Genomic DNA, 26,060 nt, shown 5'->3' on the forward strand with positions numbered 1-26,060 from the left:
GGGGTTTTGTTTTGGGTGTTTATAAAAGCAATTTGTCCTGCCGTTTTCGACGCGCATACGGGGCGGCCCCAAAGCAGGCCATTCGTATGAGAGCGCAGATTTGCATGGAAACGACGGGTAAATGGTGAAACAATTGTGTTGCGGTGCGGTGTAAAACATTCCGGCAGGTGCCAAAAGCTGATATTTGGCTGCCGTTTGCGGGTTTGACTGCTTGACCGCGGCAGGGTGGGACGGTAGCTTGCCGCTCTGAATTTACCGCCAACATTTACAGAGAGTTTGCGCAATGGCGCTTGACGGGTCGCAACGTCCTCCATCATTCCAGGAAATTATCCTTCGTCTGCAAAGCTATTGGGCTGATCAGGGATGTGTCATTCTTCAGCCTTATGACCTTGAAGTTGGCGCCGGTACGTTTCATACCGCAACCACCTTGCGCGCGTTAGGCCCGGAAAGCTGGAATGCTGCCTATGTGCAGCCATCGCGCCGCCCGACCGATGGTCGCTATGGGGAAAATCCCAACCGGTTGCAGCATTATTACCAGTTTCAGGTGTTGATGAAGCCCTCGCCGCCCAATGCCCAGGATCTGTATCTGGGGTCGCTGGCGCATCTGGGGATCGACCCGATGGAACATGACATCCGCTTTGTCGAGGACGACTGGGAAAGCCCGACTTTGGGCGCCTGGGGCCTGGGCTGGGAAGTGTGGCTCGATGGCATGGAAGTCACGCAGTTTACCTATTTTCAGCAGGTCGGCGGGTTTGAATGTGACCCGGTCCCGGTCGAGCTGACCTATGGGCTGGAACGTCTGGCGATGTATATTCAGGGTGTCGAAAATGTTTACGACCTTGATTACAACGGCAATGGCGTTTCCTATGGCGATGTGTTCCTGCAAAATGAAAAGGAACAATCGACCTATAATTTCGAGGTTGCCAATACCGAAATGCTGTTCCGCCATTTCAAGGATGCCCAGGCGGAATGTTTGGTGAATATTGAACGCGGATTGGCACTGCCTGCTTACGAGCAGGCGATGAAGGCCAGCCATATCTTTAACCTGCTTGATGCGCGCGGTGTAATTTCTGTTACCGAACGTGCCGCTTATATCGGCCGTGTGCGCGAGATGTCCAAATCCTGCTGCGAGGCGTGGCTTCGTTCGCGCGGACATCTGAAAGAGGAGGCATAAGACATGGCCGAATTACTGCTTGAACTGTTTTCCGAAGAAATTCCGGCCCGGATGCAGGCCCGTGCCAGTGCTGACCTTGAAAAACTGGTCACCGATGGCTTGAAGGCTGCTGATCTTGGCTTCGATAAGGTTGAAAGCCTGGTCACCCCGCGTCGTCTGACTTTGATTATTGATGGCCTGCCCGATAAACAGCCTGACCTGCGCGAAGAGCGCCGTGGTCCGCGCGCCGATGCGCCGGAAAAGGCGATTAACGGCTTTTTGGCAGGCAATGGCGTGACGCTGGAACAGTGTGAAAAGCGCGAAACGCCCAAAGGTGTTTTCCTTTTCGCAATTGTCGAACAGAAAGGGCGTGCGGCCTCGGTCGTGTTAAAAGACATCATTGAAGATGCGATGAACAAGCTGCCCTGGCCGAAATCCATGCGCTGGGCGGATCACAAGGTGCGTTGGGTGCGCCAGCTTGATCGCATTTTGTGCCTGTTTGACGGCGAAGTCATCCCGGCAAGCTACGGTGTGGTGACGGCAGGCGATGTGACCAGTGGCCATCGTTTTTTGGCCCCGGCTGTTTTCGCGGTTAAAAATGCCAGTGAATACAAAGCCAAGCTGAACTTTGCCAAGGTGATGCTGGATCGCGAACAACGCAAACGTGTGATTGCTGAAGGTTGCGAAAAACTGGCAAGTGATGCGGGGCTAAAACTGGTCGATGATCAGGGCTTGCTTGATGAAGTGTGCGGGCTGGTGGAATGGCCGGTGCCGGTCATGGGCAAAATTGACGATCATTTTATGGATGTCCCGCGCGAGGTTCTGGAAACCTCGATGCGCGAACACCAGAAATATTTTGTTCTCGAAGATAGCAGTGGCAAGCTGGCGGCCCGCTTTATTACCATTTCCAATATGCTAACGATGGACCGCAATGCGCAAATCATTGCCGGGAACGAACGCGTTTTGCGCGCCCGTTTGCATGATGCCAAGTTTTTCTGGGATCAGGACCGCAAGGTTACGCTGGAATCCCGTTTGCCCAAACTTGAAACCATTGTGTTCCATGCCAAATTGGGCACGGTTGCCGAACGTGTTTTGCGCATGCGTGGACTGGCACGTGAAGTGTCGTCCTCCATTCCCGATTGTGACGTGAAGCTGGCAGACCGCGCGGCAGAAATTGCCAAGGCGGACCTGGTGTCAAACATGGTGTTTGAATTTACCGAGCTTCAGGGCCTGATGGGGAAATATTACGCCGAAAATGACGGCGAAAAACCCGAAGTGGCCCAGGCCATTGCCGAGCATTATGCCCCCGCCGGTCCGTCTGATACCTGCCCGACGGCCCCGGTTTCGGTGGCCGTGGCGTTGGCCGAGAAACTCGACACTTTGGCGGGTTTCTTTACCATTGATGAAAAACCTACCGGGTCGAAAGACCCGTTTGCGCTGCGTCGTGCGGCATTGGGCGTTATTCGCCTGGTGCTGGAGAACGGCCTGCGTTTACCGTTGCGGCGTTTGTTTGCCTATGCGGTGTCCCAATACCCGGCGTCTATTCGCCGGGATGCGGCAGTTGAAGAACTTCTTGCCTTCTTTGCTGACCGTTTGAAAGTTCATCTGCGTGAACAGGGCGTGCGCCATGATCTGGTGTCTGCCGTATTTGCGCTGGATGGCGAGGACGATCTTGTACGCCTGCTGGCCCGGGTTGACGCGCTTGCCGATTTTGTATCGGGCGAAAGCGGCGTCAACCTTATGGCTGGCTATAAGCGGGCTTCCAATATTTTGCGGATCGAAGAGAAAAAGGACAATGTTTCCTATGACGCGACAGTGGATGTCGCGCTTCTTTCGCAAGACGAGGAACGCCGTTTGTATGAGGCGCTCATCGACGTCCGGCATAAGGCTTTGCCGCTGATGCGGGCCGAGAATTATGCCGCGGCGATGGCCGGTTTTGCAGAGTTACGCGGACCGGTTGACGCATTCTTTGAAAAAGTAACGGTCAATAGCGACAATGCCGATGAACGGGCCAACCGTTTGAAGCTTCTTGCGCAGATCCGTGCTGCTTTGCATGACATTGCGGATTTTTCAAAGATCGAATCGTGAATAAGGCTGCGGACTGAAATACCAATGCCAGATGAGGAACAGGCAAGATGACCAAATGGGTGTACGGCTTCGGTGGCGGTAGCGCCGAGGGACGTTCGGATATGCGCGAATTGTTGGGGGGCAAGGGGGCAAACCTTGCCGAAATGTCCAATCTCGGGCTTCCGGTTCCACCAGGATTTACCATCACAACCGAGGTTTGCACGGCGTTTTATGACAACGACCGTAATTATCCGGCGGATTTGAATGATGAAGTTGAAACCGCCTTAAAGGCGGTTGAGAACCTGGTCGGGCGCAAATTTGGGAATAGTGCCGACCCCTTGCTGGTTTCTGTCCGTTCGGGCGCGCGTGCCTCGATGCCGGGCATGATGGACACGGTTCTTAATCTGGGCCTCAATGATGACACGGTAGAAGGTTTGGCGGCGGTCTCTGGGGATCGCCGTTTTGCGTATGACAGCTATCGTCGGTTCATTCAGATGTATGGCGACGTCGTTTTGGGTGTCGATCATTACAATTTTGAAGAGATCCTTGAGATCCACAAGGAAGACAAGGGTTATGTCCTTGATACTGAAATGTCGGCCGATGACTGGCAGGATATTGTCAAAGGTTTCAAGGCCAAGGTTGCCGAAGAACTGGGCCGCCCGTTTCCGCAAGACCCGCGTGAACAGTTGTGGGGTGCCATTGGTGCCGTTTTTGGCAGCTGGATGAACGCGCGGGCCAATACTTATCGCCGTCTTCACAACATCCCCGCAAGCTGGGGCACGGCGGTGAATGTTCAGGCGATGGTCTTTGGCAATATGGGCGATGAATGCGCCACCGGTGTTTGCTTCTCGCGCAATCCTTCGACCGGGGAAAACCGTTTTTACGGCGAATATCTGATCAATGCGCAGGGCGAAGATGTGGTTGCCGGTATTCGCACCCCGGCACCTTTGACCAAAATTGAACGTGAAGAATCGGGATCGGACCTTCTGTCGATGGAAGAAGCGATGCCGGCGGTTTTTGCCGATCTGGTGGCGGTGCGCGACAAGCTGGAAGCGCATTATCGCGATATGCAGGACATGGAATTTACGGTGGAATCCAACCGTTTATACATGCTGCAAACCCGGTCGGGCAAACGGACGGCCAAGGCTGCTTTGCGCATTGCCGTTGAAATGTGCCAGGACGGTGTGATTAGCCGTGACGATGCCCTGATGCGCGTTGACCCGGCCCAGCTTGACCAGATGTTGCACCCGACGCTGGACCCGGATGCGGAAAAGCAGGTGATTGGCATGGGGCTTCCGGCATCGCCGGGCGCTGCTTCGGGCCAGATCGTGTTTTCCGCCGAGGTCGCCGAAGACTGGGCGCATAACAAGGGCCGCAAGGTTGTGCTGGTGCGTATTGAAACCAGCCCCGAAGATATTGCCGGTATGCACGCGGCTGAAGGCATTCTAACCGCGCGCGGCGGCATGACCAGCCATGCAGCCGTTGTTGCCCGCGGTATGGGAAAACCCTGTGTTTGCGGGGCAGGCGCGATCAAGATTGATTATCGCGGCGGCACCATGAATGCCGGCGGGGTAATGCTGAAAGAAGGCGACGTTATCACCATTGATGGCGGCACTGGCGAAGTGATGCTGGGCGAGGTTGCCACTCTGAAACCTGATCTGTCAGGCGATTTTTCGCAATTGATGGAATGGGCCGATGATGTGCGCCGCTTAAAAGTCCGCACCAATGCCGAAACCCCGGACGATGCCGAAACCGCACGCGGATTTGGTGCTGAAGGTATTGGCCTGTGTCGGACCGAACATATGTTCTTTGATCCGGCGCGTATTATTTCTATGCGCGAAATGATTTTGGCGGAAACCGAAGCCGGGCGTCGCACCGCGCTGGCCAAACTTCTGCCTTATCAGCGTCAGGACTTTATCGACCTGTTTCGCATCATGAAGGGCCTGCCGGTTACCATTCGGTTGCTCGACCCGCCCCTTCATGAATTTTTGCCGCATGGCGACAATGAAATTGCGGAGGTCGCCAAGGCTGCGGACGTATCGGAAAGCATTGTTCGCCGCCGGTTGCTGGATCTGGCCGAAGCAAACCCGATGCTGGGTCATCGTGGATGCCGCCTTGGGATTAGCTATCCTGAAATCTATGAAATGCAGGCTCGCGCTATTTTTGAAGCTGCAATCGAGGTTTCAAAGGATGGGGGTGATCCTGTTATTCCCGAAATCATGATTCCGCTGGTGGTTGGCAAAAAGGAGCTCGAAATCCTGAAGGCCGCGATTATTAAGGTTGCCGGTGAAGTCGAAACCGAACAATCGGCGAAACTGACTTATCTGGTTGGCACCATGATCGAATTGCCGCGTGCGGCCCTTCGTGCTGGCGATATTGCCGAGGAAGCCGAATTTTTCAGCTTTGGCACCAACGATTTGACCCAAACCACCTTTGGTTTGTCGCGTGACGATGCTTCGCGCTTCCTTGATACTTATATCGCCAAGGACATTTTCGCAGGCGACCCGTTTGTATCGCTTGATCAGGAAGGGGTGGGCGAGTTGATTGCGCTGGCGGCAGAACGCGGCCGCAAAACCCGGGCTGACATCAAACTGGGCATTTGCGGCGAACATGGCGGCGACCCGTCATCAATTGCGTTCTGTGAAGCACAGGGCCTTGATTATGTTTCCTGCTCGCCTTACCGGGTGCCAATCGCGCGATTGGCCGCAGCACAGGCCGCTTTGAAGAAATAACGCCCCGCCGGTATGGTTCGCTTTGACGACTGTATTGATTGATGCCCGCCTTGATCCTTATAAGGGATCGGGGCGGGCATTTTTCGATTTCAGGTTTTGCTTTGGAGAAGTTGTCGTTTGACAACTTCTTTGGCGGGGAGTATCAGTGTGAGCAGGAAACGACATCCTAAGAAAGATGTGGAAAAGGTTTTGTCACATCTGGAATCCATTGGTTGGGTTGTTGAAGTTCGCCATAGCAGCGGACATGCGTGGGGTCTTTTACGATGCCCTAATAATGATCGAGATTGCCGGTGTGGTGAGTTCTGTCAGATGTCAATTTCCTCTACACCGCAAAACCCCGCAAGCCACGCGGCGAAACTTGAAAACAAGGCTTTGAGCTGTATTTACCTGCGAGATGAAAAGGAAAAAGATGATGGAATTGTTTGAATTTGATCTTGTTTTTTCCCTTCCTGAAGGCAGCACGCATGATGCGTTTGCTCTTGCTGATTGCATCTATGCCGCAGGCTTTGACGACGCCGTAATTGGAACAGGGCAGCCTGGACTTTTAGCCGCTTCGCTGGAATGCGAGGGCGAGGACGCCGAAACTGTCATTCGCCAGGCCGCGCGTGCAATATTGCCGCACTTGCCAGCAGGTTCATGGTTGCGTGAAGTTCGCCCTGATCTGGTAAGCTTGGCCGATGTGGCCGGGCGGCTGCAAATTAAACGCCAGTCTTTACAAAAACGCCCGATGCCACAGCCGGTAACGCACGGGCTTTATCGCGTCACGGAAATATTTGGCGTTCTTACGCAACAGCTAACGGAAAAACCCGGTGCACGCTTCGATATTGATCATGCAAAGCCATGGTTCGCGGCGGGACAAGGGGCGCAACGATTAAATGCCCGACTGGCACTAGGGGATTTGGATGCGGCGTCCCTTGATATTGCAGCGGCATAAATTATCGTTTTAAACGCAAAATCCCCCGAATATGTCATTCGGGGGATAAATCGTAATTACGTAACCATTGCTTATTCAGCGGCGGGCAACTGGACCCAATCGGGTACTTTGACGGTGATGGTTGCATCCCCGGCTTTTAAGCTGGCATCGTCTGAAATGCGTTCGAGGCGGATCATCGCCAGCCCGGCCGTGCCGTGGATGCTTTTGATGGTGCCTGCTTCGCGGTCATCATTCATGATGATGCTGCCAATTTCCGGTGTGGGGCCGTCAATTTCGATGGGCAGCAGGCGTTTGCGCACCAGTCCGCGATATTTGGTTCGTGCGGTTAATTCCTGGCCCATATAGCAGCCTTTCTTGAAATCAACGCCGTTCAACTCCTCGAACCCGTTTTCCAGTAGAATGGCTTTGTCGACCTCAAGCTCCTCGCTGCCATTGGGCAGGCCCAGGCGGACGCGCAACGCGTGATAGGCGTCTGGCGTGCTTTGGGTTGCGCCGATGCCTGCCAGAGTGGATTCTTCGCCGTGTGGTAACAATACCCGTGCGCCCATAGCCGCCAGACGCGGATCAACGGCTTTGATGCCATTGCCAAAGGGCGCCGTCGCGCCCGATTGTTGCGGCAGGGAAAGGGATGCCAGGGCGTTGTCGCCAAAAACCGCAAACACGTCGTATTCGGCACTAACGTCTGTTAGTTCGACCTTGGCGCGTAATTTATACATGCGCAGTTTTTTAAAAAGGTTTTCAGCGCGATCCCCGCCTTCGCCGTCGATCAGCAAGCTGTTGTCATCCTGATGATACATGAAAAAATCAAACAGGAATTTACCCTGCGGGGTTAGCAAAGCCCCATAGCCCGAGTGATCCGGGCTGATTTTTTCGACGTTGTTTGAAACAAGCCCTTGTAAAAAATCGATGCGGTCTGCACCACTAACGCGGATCACGGCGCGATTGGGCAGGGGGGTGTATAAAGTTTCGCTCATTTCCAGGGTGGCTCCGTAATGTCGGAATTCATTGCCGGAATGTGGGGCAAGTGCGATGGTTTAGCAAGGTCCGAGGTGTTTTGCGGGTCTGCTATTCTGACAGGTCAAAAACTTGATTGGGGCGTATCACCTTAACCGTGCCTTTATAGAAAACCCTTCATTAACCCGAAACAACGCGATAAAACCCAGCTATGAAAATATTAATGCTTGATCGTTCTATCGGGTTTGAACCCGACGATATTACCGCACGCCCGCTTGGGGCGCGCCAAAGAGGCTTTATTGCCCTGGCAGAAGCCTTTGTTGCGCGTGGCCATGATGTGGTCGCACGGCGCAGCAGCGGCGCATATGTTACACATAATGGCGTTCGCTGGGGCCGACTTGATGATAGCGCACCTGCCTTTGGCGATGCGTTGCCAGACCGGATTTTGGCATGGCGCGATCCGTTATTGCTTGATGAACGCCCCGTGGCCGAGGATGGGCTGCGCTGGTTGTGGTATGACGGTGATGTGTTGCGACTGGACCAGAACGACGCCCGCATGGCATTGCTGAGCAGCCTTGCCCGACTGGTTTTTACCGACCCCCGCCAGCGCGAGCATTATCATAATGATCTGGGTTTTATCCCGCGCATGATTGCACCGGGGGCGTGTCCGGCGTTTGTTGCAGCAGGGAATGATCATATCGCGGTGGATACCCGTGAGCCGCTGGCGATCAGTGTGGCGGGCTGGAAAGATGGCATCGACCAGTTGATCCGCGTGTGGTGTGAAGAAATGCCCGTTAAACCGGCTAACGCCCGGTTTGAAATATATTCAGCCGCCCTGTCCAATGCACTGGCCGGTCTGGATAGCCCGGTGCCCGATGTGCTGGTGAGTTTGGTGCGCGATGCATTATCTGACGGTGTTCGGGTGTGCATGCCGCTGGCCGAAAATGAAATGGCAGAAAAAATTGCCACGGCGCGGGTGTTTATGCACCACGGCACAACAAAAACCACACGGGACCATGCGGGTACCTGGCTATGTGATGCCCTGGCTGCCGGGACACCGGTTGTGTCCTTTGGCGGGGTTGCCGAAGCGCGGATTGAGAATGGTCGCAATGGCTATATCGTGCCCGATGATGCGGCCTATGGTAACCTGGTGGCGCAAATGCTGGGCGATGATGCGTTTTTCGCAACACAATCGGAAGCGGCGCGAAACGGGCGGCGCGAATGGCTAAATGTTGCCGCTGATCTGGAGAAGATCTAATCGTGCGTTTGCTGTTCATTACGTCAAACCGGCTGGGCGATGCGGTGCTTTCCACATCGGTTTTGCGTTACTTTGTTGAAACCCGCCCCGAATTACGCATTACCGTGGCCTGTGGCCCGGTTGCCGCCCCGATATTTGAAGCCGTGCCCAACCTGGAACGTGTTATTACAATGCCCAAGCAAAAACGCGGCGGGCATTGGTGGCGTTTATGGAAATCGGTGGTGACGACCTGGTGGGACGTGATTATCGATTTGCGCGGCAGTGCCACGGCATTTGTCTTGCCCGGGCGTAAACGCATTGTTCTTTCAGGCAACGATGACAGCATTCATCGGGTCGAACAACTGGGACGGTTGATTGGTGTTACACCGCCGTTAAAGCCGCATATCTGGGTAGGACCGGATAATATTGCCAAGGCAAACACCCTGTTGCCAGCGGCACCCCACCCGGTTCTTGCGATTGGGCCGACGGCCAACTGGCCGGGCAAAATGTGGCCGGTTGAGCGGTTTGTTGACCTGGTGAAACAACTACGTGCACCCGATGGGGTGTTGCCCAATGCACATGTGCTGATTGCCGGGGCCCCGAACGAACGTGAGGCGGCTATGCCGGTGATTGAGTGTGTGGCAGAAACGGAAAGAACGGTTTTGTTTGGTGAACATTCGTTGTTAACCGTACAGGCCTGTTTGTCGCGCGCCAGTTTGTATGTCGGCAATGATTCCGGTTTGATGCATATGGCCGCCGCGGCAGCCGTACCAACATTGGGCCTGTTTGGGCCGTCGCGGGTGGAAAATTATGGCCCGTTTGGCGAAATGACGGCTTATGTAAGCACAGATCGCAGTTACGACGAAATATGGTCAACAGCGAATTATCGGGCCCGGGATAGCGAAATGTACGACCTGGCTGTTGAAAAGGTTATTTCCGCTGCATCCGAACTGCTGCGCCGGGAAAGGGGCTGATTGCATGGTACAGACCGAAGCTGTCAAAACCGGTATTTCTACCCCAGCGGTAAAATTGTCCGCCGTTATTGTCGCCCATAACGAGGAAGACCGGCTGGCATCGTGTTTGACGCATGTTGCTTTTGTCGATGAAATCATTGTTGTTTGCGATAAATGCAATGATCAAACCGAACAGATTGCCATTGATGCCGGGGCAAAGACATTTGCCGGAAGCTGGCATATCGAAGGTGAACGGCGCAATTTTGCCCTGGCCCAGGCCAGCGGTGACTGGATATTGGAAGTGGATGCCGACGAACATGTTTCGGCGGAACTGGCCGATGAAATTCGTCAGGTAATTGCCACTACCAACTATGATTATCACCAGTTGCTGGTAGATAATTATATCGGGGATCGTTTGGTGCGATATGGCTGGGGCGCGTCCTTTGGCAAGCCGGGCTATGCCGGGTTGTTTCGCCGGGGGGCGAAACATTGGGGGCCTCAACGGGTTCATCCGGCCGTTAAATTCCAGGGTCGCAAAGGCTTCGAGTTGAAATATCGGGTGCGTCATTACGTTGATCGCAATATTTCCGATATGATTCGCCGGCTAGACAGTTATAGCACAGCCCGTGCCGCCGATTTGCGAGAGAGTGGAAATATCGGCAGTTTTTCAAATAATTTGCGCCGTATGTTTTCGCGGTTTTTTAAATGTTATGTCCGACGCAAAGGATACAGGGAAGGGGGAATGGGGTTTTTGGTGGCGATTTGCGCCGCACTGTTTCCCATGATTTCCTATCTTAAGGCCAGGTACGAGGACAACTAACGACATGGCGAAAATTGTACTGGCCGATGACGGCATAAAGTTCGACGCCTATACGCTGGATCAAAAGGCACTTGGCGGGGCAGAAACAGCGGTTATTTCACTGGCCGAAAGCATGGCGACCCTTGGCCATGACGTGACAATATGTAATCGATGCGATGCGCCACATCATCGTAATGGTGTCAACTGGCAGCCGCTGGACCATGATTTTCCGGCAACGGCAGATTTGTATATCGCCAATCGTGGCGACAAGCTGATTACCAGAATGCCAGGGGCGCGACGGACGGTTTTCTGGATTCATAACCCGGCCGGATTTCTAAAAAAATGGCGTTTTTTTCGCCGCCTTCTGGTTAAGCGCCCGACAATTGTTTTTTCAGGACAGCATCATATGGCAACAATGCCCGGGTGGGTGCCGTCTGGTGAAAAAGTGATCATACCGTGCGGTATCGAAAACCGGTTTCTTCATGCCGACGTGACGGACGACATACGCCCCAAACGGGCAATCTTCACATCCAACCCTTTGCGATCACTTGATTGGCTGGTGGATTTGTGGGCAGAAAAAATTCACCCGCTGGCACCCGATGCGGAATTGCACGTGTTTGCCGGGCCACAAACATATGGTGCCGCGGGCGACCGCAAGGCAATGGTGATGAAGAAAATTCTGGACCATGCGGCAACTTTGGCGGATCGCGGTGTTGTGTTGCGCGGCCCGGTGCCAAAGGCCCGGTTGCTTGATGAAATGCAGGCCGCACGTGTGATGCCTTATCGCGGAGACGTGGGCGAAACATTTTGCCTGGCCCTGGGCGAAGCGCAGGCAATGGGCATTCCTTGTGTTATTCAGGATGTTGGCTGCGTTGCGGAGCGTATCGTCGATGGTGAAACAGGGTTTGTTGCCAGTACGGACGATATTTTTGCGGCACGGACCGCAGAACTTTTGAATGATGACAGTTTGTGGTTGCAGCAGCATAAGGCCGCCCTGTCACGGCAGCGCAATTGGGGCTGGGAAGATGCGGCGCAGGCTTTTATCAACCTTATTCCCAAATAGGAATGTGTCACCAAAGGAAGGTGATGAAGGTATGTCGTATAGATTTTTTCCGGGAAAATAATGCATTCTTATCCGTAGGGATATGATTGTATAGACGTCGGTATTGCGATCCAGGGTGTTGTTTTTAAAATAAAACCTATGTGGCATCTGTTTGGGAACCTTTCTAATTCCCAAATGTTTATCTGGTAATGTTTTGTTAAAGAACGTGGCCGGAGGATACAATGATGTCGTGGATAGAGCATTTCGCCTTGGGCGGCATTCTGGTTTTTGCCGCTACTGTTTCCCTGCTGGCAGCCAGCAATATGATGCAAGACCCGAATTTGGCACCGTCAATGGCACGCGCCAGCGGCGTTAGCATGTATAACTTTGACAAGCTGCACAGAAGTTCGACGCAGGCGTGTCTTGCAGGTTGTGAGATGATGGTGGTACGCCGTGCGCAGCAGGATGGCACAGAAACGGCCCTGTCAATGTCGTCAGATCTTGTGAAGGCCGATTTTCAGGTTAAATAAAAGATCCGTGCAGAAAGCCTGGTTCGCGGTTTTGTGGTGGTGTTTTGCCAGATCAGGTTTAACAACAGGGGCCGATTTTGGCGCGAAGCGGATTAGCAATTGTTCCAAATCTGATTAAAGGGTTGGTGCGTCGGGATGTGCCGATGCGTAGCAAAGCCCTGTTATTGGCCGGGTTGGTTTATCTGGTCAGTCCTGTTGATTTGATACCGGATTTTATTGTCGGTGCGGGCTGGATTGACGATTTGGTGATTGTGCCGTTGCTGGGCTGGTTTTCCTGGCGGGTTTTGCCACCTGTTGTTCAAAACGACATGAAAAAAGACTAATCTTTCGTGACGTTAAGCGTGCTTTACCCTCGCAATATCCATTCTTTACCCGTCTGATTTTCAAATTTTATCATTTTACCGCATATGTGCGACGGAATCGCGGTGCGGGTTGCATCTGTTGTGCCGGTTTCATCGGTGTCTTAGTAACAAGTCGTATTGACGGGGTTCGTGTTTGACAAACCTTGTTCATGCTTCCTACCTTGCCCGATTGGTTATTCATTCCGGGAGGCGACAATGAGCAGCGATTTTCGTGCATTGATGTTAAATGCGTCAGATGACGGCAAAAAAGTCACCCCGGAATTTCGAACATTATCGGTTAATGACTTGCCTGAGGGTGAGGTTCTGATCCGTGTTTCCCACAGCACCCTGAATTATAAGGACGGCATGATCCTTAACGGATTGGGTCGGTTGGTGCGTCAGTATCCGCATGTTCCAGGAGTGGATTTTGCCGGTGAAGTTGTTGAATCGTCCGATGATCGATATTCAGCAGGTGACCAGGTGATTCTGACGGGATGGCGGGTCGGTGAAAGCCATTGGGGTGGTTATGCGCAAATGGCGCGGGTCAAGGCCGACTGGCTGGTGCCGTTACCCGAGGGATTGACCACAGCACAGGCAATGGCAATTGGCACAGCTGGCTTTACATCGATGCTGGCGGTCATGGCCCTTGAAGAACAGGGTATTTCACCACAACTGGATGGCGAAATACTGGTAACCGGTGCAGCAGGAGGTGTTGGCTCGGTTGCAATTTCCATTCTTGCCCATTTGGGATACCGGGTTGTGGCTTCGACCGGGCGACCGGAAAATAGCGATTATTTAAAACATCTGGGTGCCAGTGGTGTTGTTGATCGTGCCGAACTGGCAGAGCCGTCTTCGCGTCCATTGTTAAGCGAACGCTGGCAGGGCGCGATTGACAGTGTTGGCAGCACAACATTGGCACATATATTGGCTGAAATGAAATATCATGGGGCTGTCGCTGCATGTGGCTTGGCCGGGGGGGCGGATTTGCCTGCCACCGTTATTCCGTTTTTATTACGCGGTGTTCGCCTGATCGGGATTGATTCGGTTCTGTGCCCCTATGAAAAGCGGGTACGTGCATGGCAGCGACTGGTAACCGACCTGCCAAAGGAGCGGTTAACCGAAGCCACACAGATCGTAGCACTGGCCGATATTCTACCTTACGGCGAAAAAATCCTGAAAGGCGAAGTGCGCGGGCGTCTGGTGATTGATGTTAAAGCCTGCTAGGGTTGAGGGATAATGGCCGGCTGGAAGTTTTATCGCATCCGTTGGGGCTCCATCCGCCAGGCAGACTTAATGCCATGATCAATATTGTTGTTTCCGCACAGGATCGTGCGGAAACATGATCTGGTCCGATCATCGATATCCGGGGTGTTTTGGGGGTGAATAAACCCGAAACCGGGTCGTGGATTTTTGACGATGGTGTTGTTGTATGTGTGGTTCTACCCGGTTGGGTTGAGTTGTCTTTTGTGGCAAGAAAATTAAAATGAATTAATATGGCCTGCCGCCGGTTTGACCGGGCAGGTCTTTTGTTATTGGCAAACCGGGGTGCCGGTTGTGCATATTCGTTGGTTGGGTGCCAGAACAGATGAACGAGAACCGTTTTCGCATATTGCTGGTCGAGGATAATCCCGGTGATGCATTTCTGGTGAAAACCTTGCTGGAAGAAGCCGGCGAAACCTTTGACATTGAACATCGGATTAATTTGGCCAGCGCGTTGGAACTGTTATCGCGCCAGCGAACAGACCCGCGGTTCGATGTGGTTTTGCTGGATTTGACATTGCCCGATTCATCGGGGGTGCAAACCATTAGCCGCATCCGTGACGCAGATAGCCGCGTGCCGATTGTCGTTTTAACCGGACATAAAGACGAAGAACTGGCATTTGATGCCCTTCAGCATGGTGCCGAAGATTACCTGACCAAGGAATTTCCCGATGGCCGAATGATCCGCCGTTCTATTCGGTATGCGATCGAGCGTTCGCGCTCGGAACAGGCCCTTAAGGAAAGTGAAGAGCGTTATCGCAAGCTGGTGGAACTGGCCCCGGAACTGATTGCGGTTCTGACGGGGGATCGTATTTCCTATGTCAATCAGCAAGGACTTACCATTTTAGGGGTGGAAGATACCGACGCCCTGATTGGTAAAAGCATTTTTGAATTGCTGTTGCCTGATAGCCGCGAAATTGCCGAGGAACATATCGAGCGTTATGCGCGCGGGTATAATGGCCGGGCAGATTTTGTGATTTTGTGCCGTCGTGGCGATGGCGTGACGGTGGAACTGGAAGTTTCGGCCATCGCCTTTACCCACGAAGGCGACCCGGCGATGTTGATCGTGGCCGAGGATGTGACGGAAAAACGCAAAATTGAACGCCAGCTGGTGCAAACATCAAAACTGGCGACCCTGGGTGAAATGGCAGCATCCGTTGCCCACGAGATGAACCAGCCATTGAATGTTATTCGTATGGCGGCTGATACCTGTGCATTGCAATATGACATGGACGGCGTTTCCCCTGCGTTTCAACGCGAAAAGCTGAACCTGATTAGCGGGCAAACCGAACGCATGGCTGAAATTATTCGCCATTTGCGGGTTTATAGCCGCCCGGATGAAGACGATTTCGAATTGTTTGAGCCGATGCAGGCCATTGAGCGGGCTGTAAACATGGTGGAGCATGATTGCCACCTGGCCGGAATTAATGTGGATGTGGTGATATCGCCCATCCCCTGTCAGGTGTCAGGGCGGCTGGTGCAGCTTGAACAGGTTTTGGTCAATATGCTGACCAATTCGCGCGATGCCATTGTCGAAAGTCACGAGGATCTGGGCAATATTGATGGTTTGATCCGGGTGACCGCCACGGTGGATGAGGAAAACGAGCTTTTACGCATTGCGGTTAATGATAATGGGGGAGGTATCCCTCAACACGCCATTGATTTGATTTTTCATCCTTTTTTCACCACCAAGGATGTGGGTAAGGGCACGGGCCTTGGGCTTTCGGTGAGTTATGGCATTGTCGAAGGCATGGGCGGTGAAATTGAAGCCCGGAACGAAGGCGATGGCGCCTGTTTTGAAATTATTTTGCCGGCGGTAAATATCGGCCAGAAAATTGCAGCACCGGCTGCGGTTGATGTTGACGCAACCGCGCGTGAAAAATACCACAAAGACCCGGACCAGATTTTACGGCGCAGCAATATTCGCATTATGGTCGTGGATGACGAAATCGATGCGATGGAAATTATATCGGCCTATCTCGAAGGGCAGGGATACGCGGTTAGTGCGGCCAATGACGGCGAAGATGCCCTGGCCATTGCCGGTATTATTGCCCCGGATATTTTAATTACCGATATTCGGATGCCCCAGATGGATGGAAACCAGTTGATCCGGTCCATTCGCGAGCGCAACCCGATGATCCCGGTTATTGTGATGACGGGGCACCCGGGGGATGCCGAAATGCCGCATGATACCAGCGAGGATGCGCCGGTCATGGTTATGGCCAAGCCATTGGACCTTAAGGAATTGCACGCGATTATTGATGAACTGGTACTGGCACTTGATATTGGTGGCTGAGGGGCGATTTTAAATTGTCGCATTGAGGCCCCGCCAGACAAGAACCTGTATGGCAGCTGATGGGCAGGCAGGACTGAATTAAGTTGATTTTGAAAAGATCAACCTGGCCAGGGCCGGACATACAAACAGGCGCACAAAGGCGCCTGTTATGTCGAACCGGTCAGGGGGCAAGTAAGGTACGACAGGTTAAGCGAGTACCAAAACTTGCCGATAGCTTGTGATGATCAGGCTTCCCAGCCTAACTGCATGGCAATTTTAACCGCCTGGGTCCGGTTTGCCGCGCCCAGCTTTTTGAAAATGCCGGTCAAATGCACCTTAACGGTAATTTCCCGCACACTAAGCTGTTTGGCGATTTCCTTGTTTGACAGGCCCTTGGTCAACAATGCCAGAACTTCGCGTTCGCGGTTGGTCAACTGACGCAGGGGGTTATCAGGTTCAAGGCCGTCAAGGTCAATCTCGCCGGGGCGGATGGTGCCGCCGTCATCTTCAAGCAGAGCCGACGGAATGTATTTTTCGCCCGACAAAACCAGTCGCAAGGCATTGATCAGCGATTTACCAGACAATGTTTTGGGCAGATAACCCGATGCGCCATGTTCCAGTGCGTTCAAGACATCGCTGCGTTTAACCGACCCTGAAAGGATGACCACCGGAACATCCGGGTATTTCTGACGCATAACAGTCAGGCCCGAAAGCCCGTTCATGCCAGGCATGTTCAAGTCAAGGATGGTCAAATCGATTGATCGTTCACCATTTACAATTGCCAGTGCTTCGGCGAAATCCTTCGCCTGGGCAACTGTTACATCTGGTGCCGCAGTTTGCAGAAATGACGTGATGCCATCCCTGACAAGATCGTGGTCGTCCGCAAGCAGGATGTTCATGTTATTTGCCATATTCTTTCTTTGACGTGTGAACATACATTACATTCACACATCTGGCGCTGCCGCACCGGGAAAAGTGCATTGCAGCGCGATATTGTACATTTTCCCAAACCACACTTTCACTAAGTGTGGCCGTAGAATTAAATAAAACCGAACCGCTGTCAAACGGATGAAGATTACGGTGTTAGCATGATTATACGGGTGGGTGGCATGCAATCCTAAACAAAATCGGCTTCCTCAACATCAGCATAATGTAATGGTATAGGGGAGTCGCAATTTAAAACCCTAAAATGCGTTTGATTGGCTGGGGTTACGCTTTTGAGTTGAAAAAACTGCCGCGTTGCTGACGGTCTTGCGCTGCCGTGCCTGCCAAACTGGCAAAGGGGGATTCGTTTTCATCTGCATCCGGCTTCTGGCCTGCTGCCGCATATGCAGATAATGCCGTATTAACGAGGGATTGCGCCGACGCCGGGGTATTGTTGGTATTTAAGGCAATTTGTGCTGGTTCCATGTCGGGCTTGGCGTCGGATGTGGGGGGACTTTGCTGGTCCTGCATTCCAAGCAACATCGTCGCCTGACGAAAAGCTGCCATATCCGCCCCCGATGGGGCATTGGGTGACAGAGCCGCATTTTGCAAGGCTGCCAGGGCCGACCTGGTATCGCTGCCACCTTGCGAGGCAATGCTGACATCGACATGGCCGCCAACGGCATAAGCGTTGCCATCCGGGCCGATTTCATATTGATATTGCGGGGCAGATGCATATTGCCCTGCGGCTGCGGCGTGGCCCTTTTCTTCCTGCTTCACTGCCGAATCCCGGGCCTGAAGGCGGGAAAGTTCGGCTCGTTCGGCGTCTGTCATTTCGGCAGGCGTTTTTGCCGCGTCATTGGCTGCGCCCGCCCCCTTTTGGGTCGCCGCGTCGCGGGCTTCCTGATATTCGGCTGTTGAAATGCCGCCTTCACGGGCCTGTGCCGCCGTCAGATTGCTGGCATCGACCAGCCGGGTTCGTTTGGCTTCAATACCACCATAGGCACCTGTGCCACTGCTGCTGCCACTGCCTTGCGACGGGATTTCGGTTGCTTCATATTCAGTCAGAATATCGCCACTGGCCGTGCGTGCGATCTCGCGGACATTCAGGATAACTCCCAAACTGCCTTTGGCCGCATTTGTTACCACACCACCGGGTCCGATCATGACCGTCTAAAAGCCTTCATGCGTTGTTTTAAAAACTGAACAGCGAAATCATAACGCATTTTTGCCCGGGAGTCTTGTGACGGTGAACACAGAACGCACTATGTGTGCACCGGGCAAAGGCTTGCACCTTGTATGGTCCGCTGCTAGATCATGGTCATTCCGGGGGCGTTTGCTTATGCTATACGCCCTCATCTGTGAAACGGGTAAAGTTATTGGTCTGCGGGCGATGGTCGCAGCAAAACAGCTTGAACAGGGCAATCCATATGACGTCGTTTGTTATTCCTGCCAATGAAACTGTGCTGGTTACCGGGGCCGCGGGCTTTATCGGCTCGCATCTTAGCCACAAGCTGCTGGATCAGGGGGCGCAGGTTATCGGGCTGGACAATGTTAACGATTATTATGATGTGACGTTGAAAGAAGCCCGCCTGGCCCGGCTGGAAGGTCGTGATGGTTTCAGGTTCGTCCGCATGGATTTGGAAAATCGCGACGGTATCGCCGATTTGTTTGCCACTGAAAAGCCGACCTATGTTGTGAATCTGGCCGCACAGGCCGGGGTGCGTTATTCGCTGACCAACCCCCATGCCTATATTGATGCCAATCTGGTTGGTTTTACCAATATTCTTGAAGGCTGCCGCCACAATGGTGTGAAGCATCTGGTTTATGCCTCAAGCAGTTCGGTCTATGGCATGAATACGGAAATGCCTTTTTCCGTGCATCACAATGTTGATCATCCGATCAGCCTGTATGCTGCATCGAAAAAAGCCAACGAATTGATGGCCCATACCTATAGCCATCTTTATCGTTTGCCGACAACGGGTTTGCGGTTTTTCACCGTATATGGCCCGTGGGGCCGCCCGGACATGGCACTGTTTCTGTTTACCAAGGCCATCCTTGAAGGCCGGCCGATTGATGTGTTTAACGAAGGCAAAATGCGCCGCGATTTCACCTATATCGATGATATCGTCGAAGGCGTTTATCGCTGCATTTCCACCATCGCCCAGCCGAACCCGAACTGGAACCCGGCCAACCCGGACCCGGCCAGCAGCTCCGCCCCGTATCGGGTGTTTAATATCGGCAATAACAGCCCGGTAGAGCTGATGCACATGATTGAAACGCTGGAAGATAAACTGGGCCAGAAAGCCCAAAAAAATCTGTTGCCAATGCAGCCGGGTGATGTGCCCGCCACCTATGCCGATGTCGATGCCCTGATTGATGCGGTGGGTTTCAAACCCGAAACATCGATTGAAACCGGCATTGGCAATTTTGTCGAATGGTATCGCAAATTTTACGGGTAACGGTTTAATCCGGTTAAATGGCTTTCAGGCACGATTGCACATAAGGCAATCGTGCCTGATGTGTTTTAAAGCGGTTTTGGCCGGTAAATTTAAGCCGCATTTTGCTCCATCAGGCCGAGCAGAAAAGTCTGCATGTCACGCATGTTGGACTGCATACGGTCATACTGGCTTTGTTGTTGGGACAGATGTTCGCGTGCGTCGGCGAGGGCCGTGGCATAGTTCTGGTCAATATCGTGGTTTGGATACCATTTTTGCGAAAATTCGCGCCGGGTTGGGGCGGTTTCGTCGCTATAGTGGTTCACGGTCAAGTTCGGATATTGCCCGGACAGGGCTTTGGTGCCTTCACGGGTGATGTAATCTTCGCGGGCCTGGCCGCGCAGCCCTAATTCATTGGCCTTTTGGACGACGCTTTGTAAGGCATGCCCACCGCTATGGGATGCAACACCGCCTGCTTCATCCATGTAACCCAAAATCTGGTCGCCATTGGAAAAGACCACCCGCACGTCAGATGGTGAATCAGGACTTCTTGCTTCGAGTGTCGCCACCGATTGCTTGGCATGTTCCAGCATCGCAGCCTGTTGTTGCTCGAAATCAAACGGCGAAAATTGCTGCTGGAGTTCCAGCCATTTGTCAAAGCCGGGAATCATTCTTTCATATTGATCGGCGGAAAGCTCGGTTGCGGTTGATCCGTCCGGCCCTGTCACGGTGACAGGTTCATAATCGCTGTCGCGCATCGCAGCGATCCGCTCGCGCATCGGGGCATAAGCTTTTTCGTAATATTTTTCCAGATAGGGACGCATCGCCGGGTCTGAATACATTGCCTCGCTGAAATCAAAATTGTCAGCAAAGCTGTCATCATTGCCCGATGTGGCACCGGCCCCGCTACCGGATTGTGTGGTGGCATAATAGGCACTGGTTGCAGATTCGATCCCTGACATGATCCTGCCTTTCCCAAACAGTGAAACTGATAGGAACAAGCAAAGAATATGCCGGTTTTGCAGTGCTTTGCGCGTGTTGGTGTGGGGTAAAACAGGGCAAAGGCCACAAAAGGGAGGGGCGAAATTACCGGCCCGACCAAAAGTGTAGGAAAAAGCTGCCGGAAGGCACGCAGCATAAAACCCGGTTGACTGTTAAAGCCAGGGTCAAATGTTTTTTGAAGATCAGCAATGTCTGGAAAATGGTGCTGCCGGAGAGATTTGAACTCTCGACCTCTCCCTTACCAAGGGAGTGCTCTACCCCTGAGCTACGGCAGCCTGTAACAGGCCGATTTCGGGCAAATGGTGCTGCCGGAGAGATTTGAACTCTCGACCTCTCCCTTACCAAGGGAGTGCTCTACCCCTGAGCTACGGCAGCAAGAACCCTTGCGGTGCGGGCGGGTTATAGGCTACTGCCTAGCGTCTGGTCAAGCCCGAAATATGCACCTTTTAAATCGGCAGGGTGATAGCCGTGATTTTGCCACCTTATCGTGTATGTTTCGCGCGGATTGACCTGCTTGTTTCAGAGAAATTCAAACATCAGAAGTGACCATGAGTGAAAAGAAAAAACAGGCCAAGCCCGTTGCCTCGCCGCAACGTCTGAAACGTGAAGCAGAAGCCCTGCGGGCCAATCTTGCTCGACGCAAGCAACAGCAACGCGGGCGTAAGGATGATGAGTCGGACGATATTGCTGACACAGCCGATAATGTTTCAACGGACGAAGCCCCGGATGCGGGAAATGACAAGGCCTGAAAACATGGCCCAAACGCCTGATTAACGGCTTGTGTGTTATGTGTAGGGGCTGATCGGCATAAAAATGCAGGCAAAGGCCGCTTTGTTGGCATCGTCTGGTTGATCTTGCAGGGCCGGGGCGGGTAAAACCTTGGTGACGATTGTAATGTTTTTGGCGGAGGTGAGGATATGTCGGTAAGGCCGGATCACTGGATACGCCAGATGGCACGAGAAAATGGCATGATTGAGCCATTTGTCGATGGTATCAAGCGCGATGGTGTCATTTCCTACGGGGTTAGTTCCTATGGCTATGACGCGCGTGTTGCCGATGAATTCAAGATTTTCACCAATGTCGATTCGGCAATTGTCGATCCCAAGGAGTTTTCCGATCAGGGATTTGTGAATCGCAAAACCGATGTTTGTGTGATTCCGCCCAACAGTTTTGCCCTGGCGCGCACGGTGGAATATTTCCGTATTCCGCGCGACACACTGGTGATTTGTCTGGGAAAATCGACCTATGCCCGTTGTGGCATTATCGTCAATGTCACGCCGCTTGAACCCGAATGGGAAGGGCATGTGACGCTGGAATTTTCAAATACCACCCCGCTTCCGGCACGGATCTATGCCAATGAAGGGGCGTGTCAGTTTATTTTTCTAAAGGCCGAGGCAGAATGTGACACGTCATATGCCGACCGCGCCGGGAAATATATGGGCCAAAAAGGTGTGACCCTGCCGCGTCTTTAAGACCGGGGCGCACTCCTGAAAATATATATGCCGCACCATTGTGCGGTTTAACGAGGATTGAATGGACAAAATCAAGATTTCCGGTGGTCGTCGTCTGCAGGGCAAAATCGCAATTGGCGGGGCCAAAAATGCGGCGCTGCCGCTGATGGCTGCAGCCCTGTTAACTGACGAAACCCTGACCCTTAGCAATTTGCCCCATCTTGATGACATTACATCGATGGCGAAATTGTTAGGCCAGCACGGGGTTGCCCTGCATATGAACGGTAATGCACCCAATGGCGGGCATACCGGCCGGGTGCTGGATATGCAGGCAAAGGAAATCGCCTCGACAACCGCTCCTTATGATCTGGTGCGCAAAATGCGCGCATCGGTGCTGGTGTTGGGGCCGTTGGTGGCACGGTGTGGCATTGCCCGTGTTTCGCTGCCCGGTGGCTGTGCCATTGGCAACCGACCGGTTGATTTGCATTTAAAGGCACTTGAAGCCATGGGGGCCGAAATTCATTTGACCGAGGGCTATATCGAGGCGCGTGCGCCCGGTGGCCTTAAGGGCGGGCATATTTTGTTTCCGCAGGTTTCGGTTGGTGCGACTGAAAATGCCATTATGGCGGCATCACTGGCCGATGGTGTCACGACCATTGCCAATGCAGCACGCGAACCCGAAGTTGCCGATCTGGCTCATTGCCTGGTGGCGATGGGGGCCGAAATTGAAGGTATTGGCACCGATACCCTGAAAGTTACCGGTAAGCCGCGGCTGCACGGCGCGGAATATTCGGTGGTGCCCGACCGCATCGAAACCGGCACCTATGCCATTGCTGCCGCCATTACCGGCGGCGAGATTGAACTGGTGGGGACGCGGATTGCGCTGGTCAGTTCGTTGATTGATGCCCTGCGCGAGGCCGGTATTGAAGTTACCGAAACCGAAGACGGCATGATCGTGCGCGGTAATCGTGCGACCCTGAAAGGGGTTGATGTGATGACCGAACCCTATCCCGGTTTTCCGACCGATATGCAGGCCCAGTTTATGGCTTTGATGACGGTCGCCAATGGTGCATCGATGATTACGGAAACCATTTTTGAAAACCGTTTCATGCATGTCCCCGAACTAAGCCGTATGGGATCGGACATTAATGTGCATGGCCGTTCGGCCATTGTGCGTGGCAGTGCCAAACTTTCAGGTGCCGAAGTGATGGCAACCGACCTTCGTGCGTCGGTTTCAATGGTTTTGGCCGGTTTGGCCGCCGAGGGCGAAACAGTGATTAACCGTGTTTATCATCTGGACCGTGGTTATGAACGGCTGGAAGAAAAACTGGCGGCCTGCGGGGCCAAAATTGAACGGGTAAGCGAATAATTTTCCCGTAAATGTGATACCCGCCCCGGGTTGCGGGGTGGGAACGATATGTAATTTCGCCCGGCCCGGTTCGGGATATGACAAGATAACAAAGCGCAAGGCGACTGATCAATGACTGACGACGCAAAGCTGGTGCTGGCCCTGCCCAAGGGACGCATTCTGGACGAGGTAATGCCCCTGGTGCGGGCGGCGGGCATCGAGCCTGAAGCAGCCTTTGATGATTCCAAATCGCGTGCGTTGCGCTTTACCACCAACCATCCAAATATTGATATTATTCGGGTGCGCAGCTTTGATGTGGCAACCTTTGTTGCCTTTGGCGCGGCCCATATCGGGGTGTGCGGCAACGATGTGCTGATGGAATTTGATTATTCCGAAATTTACGCCCCGCTGGATCTTGGCATTGGCTATTGCCGCCTGGCCGTGGCTGAACCCGAAGATATGATCGAGGGGGATGATCCGTCGCGCTGGTCGCATGTGCGGGTGGCCACCAAATACCCCAATGTTACGCGTAATCATTTTGCCGCGCGCGGTGTGCAGGCTGAATGTATTAAGCTGAACGGGGCGATGGAACTTGCCCCGACCCTGGGCCTGTGCCGCCGTATTGTTGACCTGGTATCGACCGGCAATACGCTGGTGGCCAATGGCTTGCGTGAAATTGAACATATCGCTGATATTTCATCGCGTTTGATTGTAAACCGGGCTGCCCTTAAAACCCGCCCGACTGAAATTCAGCCCCTGATCGACCGTTTTTCCGAGGTGCGCAATGCCAATTAAGCTGTCGATTACCGATGCCGGGTTTGAAGAAGAGTTTGTCAAACTTCTGGGGATGAAGCGCGAATCGGATGCCGATGTTGACGCTGCCGTTGCCGATATCATTGCCGATGTGCGCAAACGTGGCGACGATGCGGTCGTGGAATATACCAATCGCTTTGACCGTTTATCGATTGATGCGCAAGGCATGGCGGTAACGCCGGAAGAAGTCGATCTGGCATTATCCGACATTGAACCGGCGTTGCTGGAGTCGTTAAAAACGGCTGCCGCGCGTATTCGCGCCTATCATGACCGGCAATTGCCGGCAGATGAACGCTATACTGACGAAACCGGTGTTGAACTGGGCTGGCGCTGGCGTCCTGTTAGTGCGGCGGGGCTTTATGTGCCTGGCGGGTTGGCGTCCTATCCGTCATCGGTTTTGATGAATGCGATTCCGGCCAAGGTTGCCGGGGTGGAACGGCTGGTAATGGTGGTGCCAACACCGGATAATAAAATGAATCCGCTGGTTTTGGCTGCCGCCCGCATTGCCGGGGTTGATGAAATTTACCGCATTGGCGGGGCGCAGGCAGTGGCAGCGCTGGCTTATGGTACGCAAACCATTCGCCCGGTTGATAAAATTGTTGGTCCCGGAAATGCCTTTGTTGCGGCGGCAAAACGCCGGGTTTTCGGCCAGGTCGGCATTGATATGATTGCCGGACCGTCGGAAATTCTGGTGGTGGCGGATGGCAGCAATGACCCGTCGTGGGTGGCAGCCGATTTGCTGTCGCAGGCGGAACATGACCCGGTGGCACAGTCGATTCTGATTACGGATGATGCCGATTTTGCCGAAGCGGTGCAAAAAGCCATTGATGTTCATCTGGAAACCTTGCCGCGTGCGGAAATTGCCGGGGCAAGCTGGCGCGATTTCGGGGCGATTATTGTGGTGGAAAAACTTGACCAGGCCCCGGCTCTGGTTGACCGTTTGGCACCCGAGCACCTTGAACTTGCGGTCGACGACCCTGATGCGCTGGCCGATAAAATTCACCATGCCGGGGCAATTTTCCTTGGCCGATATACCCCTGAAGCCATTGGCGACTATGTTGCCGGGCCGAACCATGTGTTGCCAACGGCGCGTTCGGCACGGTTTTCATCGGGGCTTGGGGTACTGGATTTTATCAAACGGTCATCCCTGATCAAATGCACACCCGAAAGCCTGGCTAAAATTGGCCCGGCGGCAATTGCCCTGGCCGAAAGCGAAGGTTTGCATGCGCATGGACTTTCAGTAGCGATCCGCTCCAACCGCATGTAAGGTTGTGCACCACAGCATGACATGCACCCACCGGGGATAGGGGAAAAGATGATGGCACGCACCGAAAACAATCAGTGTATCGCCGGTATATATCTTGACCAGAAATATACCATACGCCGCCGCCCGGAAGTGGAACACGAGCAGGCGGTTGCGATTTATGATTTGCTGGAAGAAAATCACTTTGCCCCGGCGGGTGATTTTACCGGTCCCTATTCTGTGCATATGCGCATCGAGGATAACCGCATCTATATGGATGTGCGCGGCGACAACGACAGCGAAAACCTGACAACCATTGTTTTGCCGCTCACGCCGTTTCGTCGCATCGTGAAGGATTACTTCATGATTTGCGAAAGCTATTATGATGCAATCAAAAAGGCGTCGGCGGCGCAAATTGAAACCATCGATATGGCACGGCGTGGCTTGCATAATGAGGGGTCGGAACAATTGCGTGATGTGCTGTCGGAAAAGGTTGTGATGGACGAAAACACAGCCCGGCGGCTGTTTACCCTGATTTGTGTTTTGCATATTCGGGGGTAAGGG

General features: G+C 53.3%; 23 protein-coding genes and 2 tRNA genes. 19 read left to right on the forward strand and 6 right to left on the reverse strand.

The genetic code is table 11. The features are described 5' to 3' along the window. Positions 1–283 precede the first annotated feature (283 nt). The 4 genes from THS27_RS13530 (at position 284) to THS27_RS13550 (ending at position 6,886) form a co-directional block, all read left to right on the forward strand. Positions 284–1,174 (forward strand): glycine--tRNA ligase subunit alpha, encoded by an 891-nt coding sequence (locus tag THS27_RS13530; RefSeq protein WP_085591728.1) that lies wholly within the window; start codon positions 284–286, stop codon positions 1,172–1,174. 3 nt (positions 1,175–1,177) lie between these two features. Further along, a complete protein-coding gene (gene glyS / locus THS27_RS13535; RefSeq protein ID WP_085591730.1) occupies positions 1,178–3,241 on the forward strand; it encodes a glycine--tRNA ligase subunit beta in 2,064 nt (687 codons plus the stop codon). Between the two features lie 47 nt (positions 3,242–3,288). Further along, a complete protein-coding gene (gene ppdK, locus THS27_RS13540) occupies positions 3,289–5,952 on the forward strand; it encodes a pyruvate, phosphate dikinase (protein WP_085591732.1) in 2,664 nt (887 codons plus the stop codon). Positions 5,953–6,361: 409 nt separating this feature from the next. Beyond that, the gene (locus THS27_RS13550; protein ID WP_085591735.1) at positions 6,362–6,886 is read left to right on the forward strand and encodes a hypothetical protein; all 525 of its coding nucleotides are present in this window, start codon (positions 6,362–6,364) and stop codon (positions 6,884–6,886) included. Positions 6,887–6,957: 71 nt separating this feature from the next. Here the strand turns inward: THS27_RS13550 and THS27_RS13555 are convergent, their stop codons facing one another. Further along, on the reverse strand, positions 6,958–7,860 hold the full coding sequence (locus THS27_RS13555; protein WP_085591737.1) for a folate-binding protein YgfZ: 903 nt from the start codon (positions 7,858–7,860) through the stop codon (positions 6,958–6,960). Positions 7,861–8,063: 203 nt separating this feature from the next. On the opposite strand from THS27_RS13555, the gene THS27_RS13560 reads away from it, so the two are divergent. From THS27_RS13560 to THS27_RS13595, 8 genes are all read left to right on the forward strand, one after another. Further along, positions 8,064–9,098 carry a glycosyltransferase gene (locus tag THS27_RS13560; protein WP_246832958.1) on the forward strand — a complete coding sequence of 345 codons (1,035 nt, stop codon included), beginning with the start codon at positions 8,064–8,066 and terminating at the stop codon, positions 9,096–9,098. Positions 9,099–9,100: 2 nt separating this feature from the next. Continuing rightward, a complete protein-coding gene (locus THS27_RS13565; protein WP_085591740.1) occupies positions 9,101–10,051 on the forward strand; it encodes a glycosyltransferase family 9 protein in 951 nt (316 codons plus the stop codon). A 4-nt stretch (positions 10,052–10,055) separates the two neighbouring features. Continuing rightward, on the forward strand, positions 10,056–10,850 hold the full coding sequence (locus THS27_RS13570) for a glycosyltransferase family 2 protein (protein WP_085591742.1): 795 nt from the start codon (positions 10,056–10,058) through the stop codon (positions 10,848–10,850). Positions 10,851–10,854: 4 nt separating this feature from the next. After that, positions 10,855–11,892 (forward strand): glycosyltransferase family 4 protein, encoded by a 1,038-nt coding sequence (locus tag THS27_RS13575; RefSeq protein WP_085591744.1) that lies wholly within the window; start codon positions 10,855–10,857, stop codon positions 11,890–11,892. Positions 11,893–12,113: 221 nt separating this feature from the next. Continuing rightward, positions 12,114–12,401: a hypothetical protein gene (locus tag THS27_RS13580; protein ID WP_085591746.1), complete on the forward strand. Its 288-nt coding sequence runs from the start codon at positions 12,114–12,116 to the stop codon at positions 12,399–12,401. A 143-nt stretch (positions 12,402–12,544) separates the two neighbouring features. Then, positions 12,545–12,724 (forward strand): YkvA family protein, encoded by a 180-nt coding sequence (locus THS27_RS13585; protein WP_246832959.1) that lies wholly within the window; start codon positions 12,545–12,547, stop codon positions 12,722–12,724. Between the two features lie 234 nt (positions 12,725–12,958). Then, positions 12,959–13,966 (forward strand): MDR family oxidoreductase, encoded by a 1,008-nt coding sequence (locus THS27_RS13590; RefSeq protein WP_085591749.1) that lies wholly within the window; start codon positions 12,959–12,961, stop codon positions 13,964–13,966. A 361-nt stretch (positions 13,967–14,327) separates the two neighbouring features. Next, positions 14,328–16,298: a response regulator gene (locus THS27_RS13595; protein WP_085591751.1), complete on the forward strand. Its 1,971-nt coding sequence runs from the start codon at positions 14,328–14,330 to the stop codon at positions 16,296–16,298. A gap of 224 nt (positions 16,299–16,522) precedes the next feature. Here THS27_RS13595 and THS27_RS13600 read toward each other — a convergent pair whose 3' ends face one another. Continuing rightward, positions 16,523–17,176, reverse strand: a complete 654-nt coding sequence (locus tag THS27_RS13600; protein ID WP_085591879.1) for a response regulator transcription factor — start codon at positions 17,174–17,176, stop codon at positions 16,523–16,525. Between the two features lie 310 nt (positions 17,177–17,486). Next, positions 17,487–18,368: a putative metalloprotease CJM1_0395 family protein gene (locus tag THS27_RS13605; RefSeq protein ID WP_085591753.1), complete on the reverse strand. Its 882-nt coding sequence runs from the start codon at positions 18,366–18,368 to the stop codon at positions 17,487–17,489. A gap of 263 nt (positions 18,369–18,631) precedes the next feature. Between THS27_RS13605 and THS27_RS13610 the strand changes: the two genes are divergently transcribed. Beyond that, complete coding sequence (locus THS27_RS13610) at positions 18,632–19,663, forward strand: NAD-dependent epimerase (RefSeq protein WP_085591755.1); 1,032 nt, start codon at positions 18,632–18,634, stop codon at positions 19,661–19,663. Between the two features lie 89 nt (positions 19,664–19,752). Here the strand turns inward: THS27_RS13610 and THS27_RS13615 are convergent, their stop codons facing one another. The 3 genes from THS27_RS13615 to THS27_RS13625 form a co-directional block, all read right to left on the reverse strand. Then, positions 19,753–20,601, reverse strand: coding sequence for a hypothetical protein (locus THS27_RS13615; protein WP_085591757.1), 849 nt, complete (start codon positions 20,599–20,601; stop codon positions 19,753–19,755). A gap of 240 nt (positions 20,602–20,841) precedes the next feature. Further along, positions 20,842–20,916 (reverse strand) — tRNA-Thr (locus THS27_RS13620). 25 nt (positions 20,917–20,941) lie between these two features. Further along, positions 20,942–21,016: transfer RNA gene (locus tag THS27_RS13625), tRNA-Thr, on the reverse strand. Between the two features lie 173 nt (positions 21,017–21,189). Between THS27_RS13625 and THS27_RS13630 the strand changes: the two genes are divergently transcribed. The 6 genes from THS27_RS13630 to THS27_RS13655 all read left to right on the forward strand — a co-directional run bounded on the left by THS27_RS13630 (position 21,190) and on the right by THS27_RS13655 (position 26,057). After that, positions 21,190–21,390, forward strand: a complete 201-nt coding sequence (locus THS27_RS13630; protein WP_085591758.1) for a hypothetical protein — start codon at positions 21,190–21,192, stop codon at positions 21,388–21,390. A 168-nt stretch (positions 21,391–21,558) separates the two neighbouring features. Further along, on the forward strand, positions 21,559–22,113 hold the full coding sequence (dcd, locus tag THS27_RS13635) for a dCTP deaminase (RefSeq protein ID WP_085591760.1): 555 nt from the start codon (positions 21,559–21,561) through the stop codon (positions 22,111–22,113). Positions 22,114–22,174: 61 nt separating this feature from the next. After that, positions 22,175–23,461: a UDP-N-acetylglucosamine 1-carboxyvinyltransferase gene (gene murA / locus THS27_RS13640; RefSeq protein WP_085591762.1), complete on the forward strand. Its 1,287-nt coding sequence runs from the start codon at positions 22,175–22,177 to the stop codon at positions 23,459–23,461. 111 nt (positions 23,462–23,572) lie between these two features. After that, the gene (gene hisG, locus THS27_RS13645; RefSeq protein WP_085591764.1) at positions 23,573–24,235 is read left to right on the forward strand and encodes an ATP phosphoribosyltransferase; all 663 of its coding nucleotides are present in this window, start codon (positions 23,573–23,575) and stop codon (positions 24,233–24,235) included. Then, positions 24,225–25,520 (forward strand): histidinol dehydrogenase, encoded by a 1,296-nt coding sequence (gene hisD, locus THS27_RS13650; protein WP_085591766.1) that lies wholly within the window; start codon positions 24,225–24,227, stop codon positions 25,518–25,520. The genes hisG and hisD overlap by 11 nt, the downstream gene beginning before the upstream one ends. A 51-nt stretch (positions 25,521–25,571) precedes the next feature. Continuing rightward, on the forward strand, positions 25,572–26,057 hold the full coding sequence (locus THS27_RS13655) for a UPF0262 family protein (RefSeq protein WP_085591881.1): 486 nt from the start codon (positions 25,572–25,574) through the stop codon (positions 26,055–26,057). Positions 26,058–26,060: the final 3 nt, after the last annotated feature.

The sequence above is a fragment of the Thalassospira sp. MCCC 1A01428 genome, from assembly GCF_002115825.1.
GTDB lineage: Bacteria > Pseudomonadota > Alphaproteobacteria > Rhodospirillales > Thalassospiraceae > Thalassospira.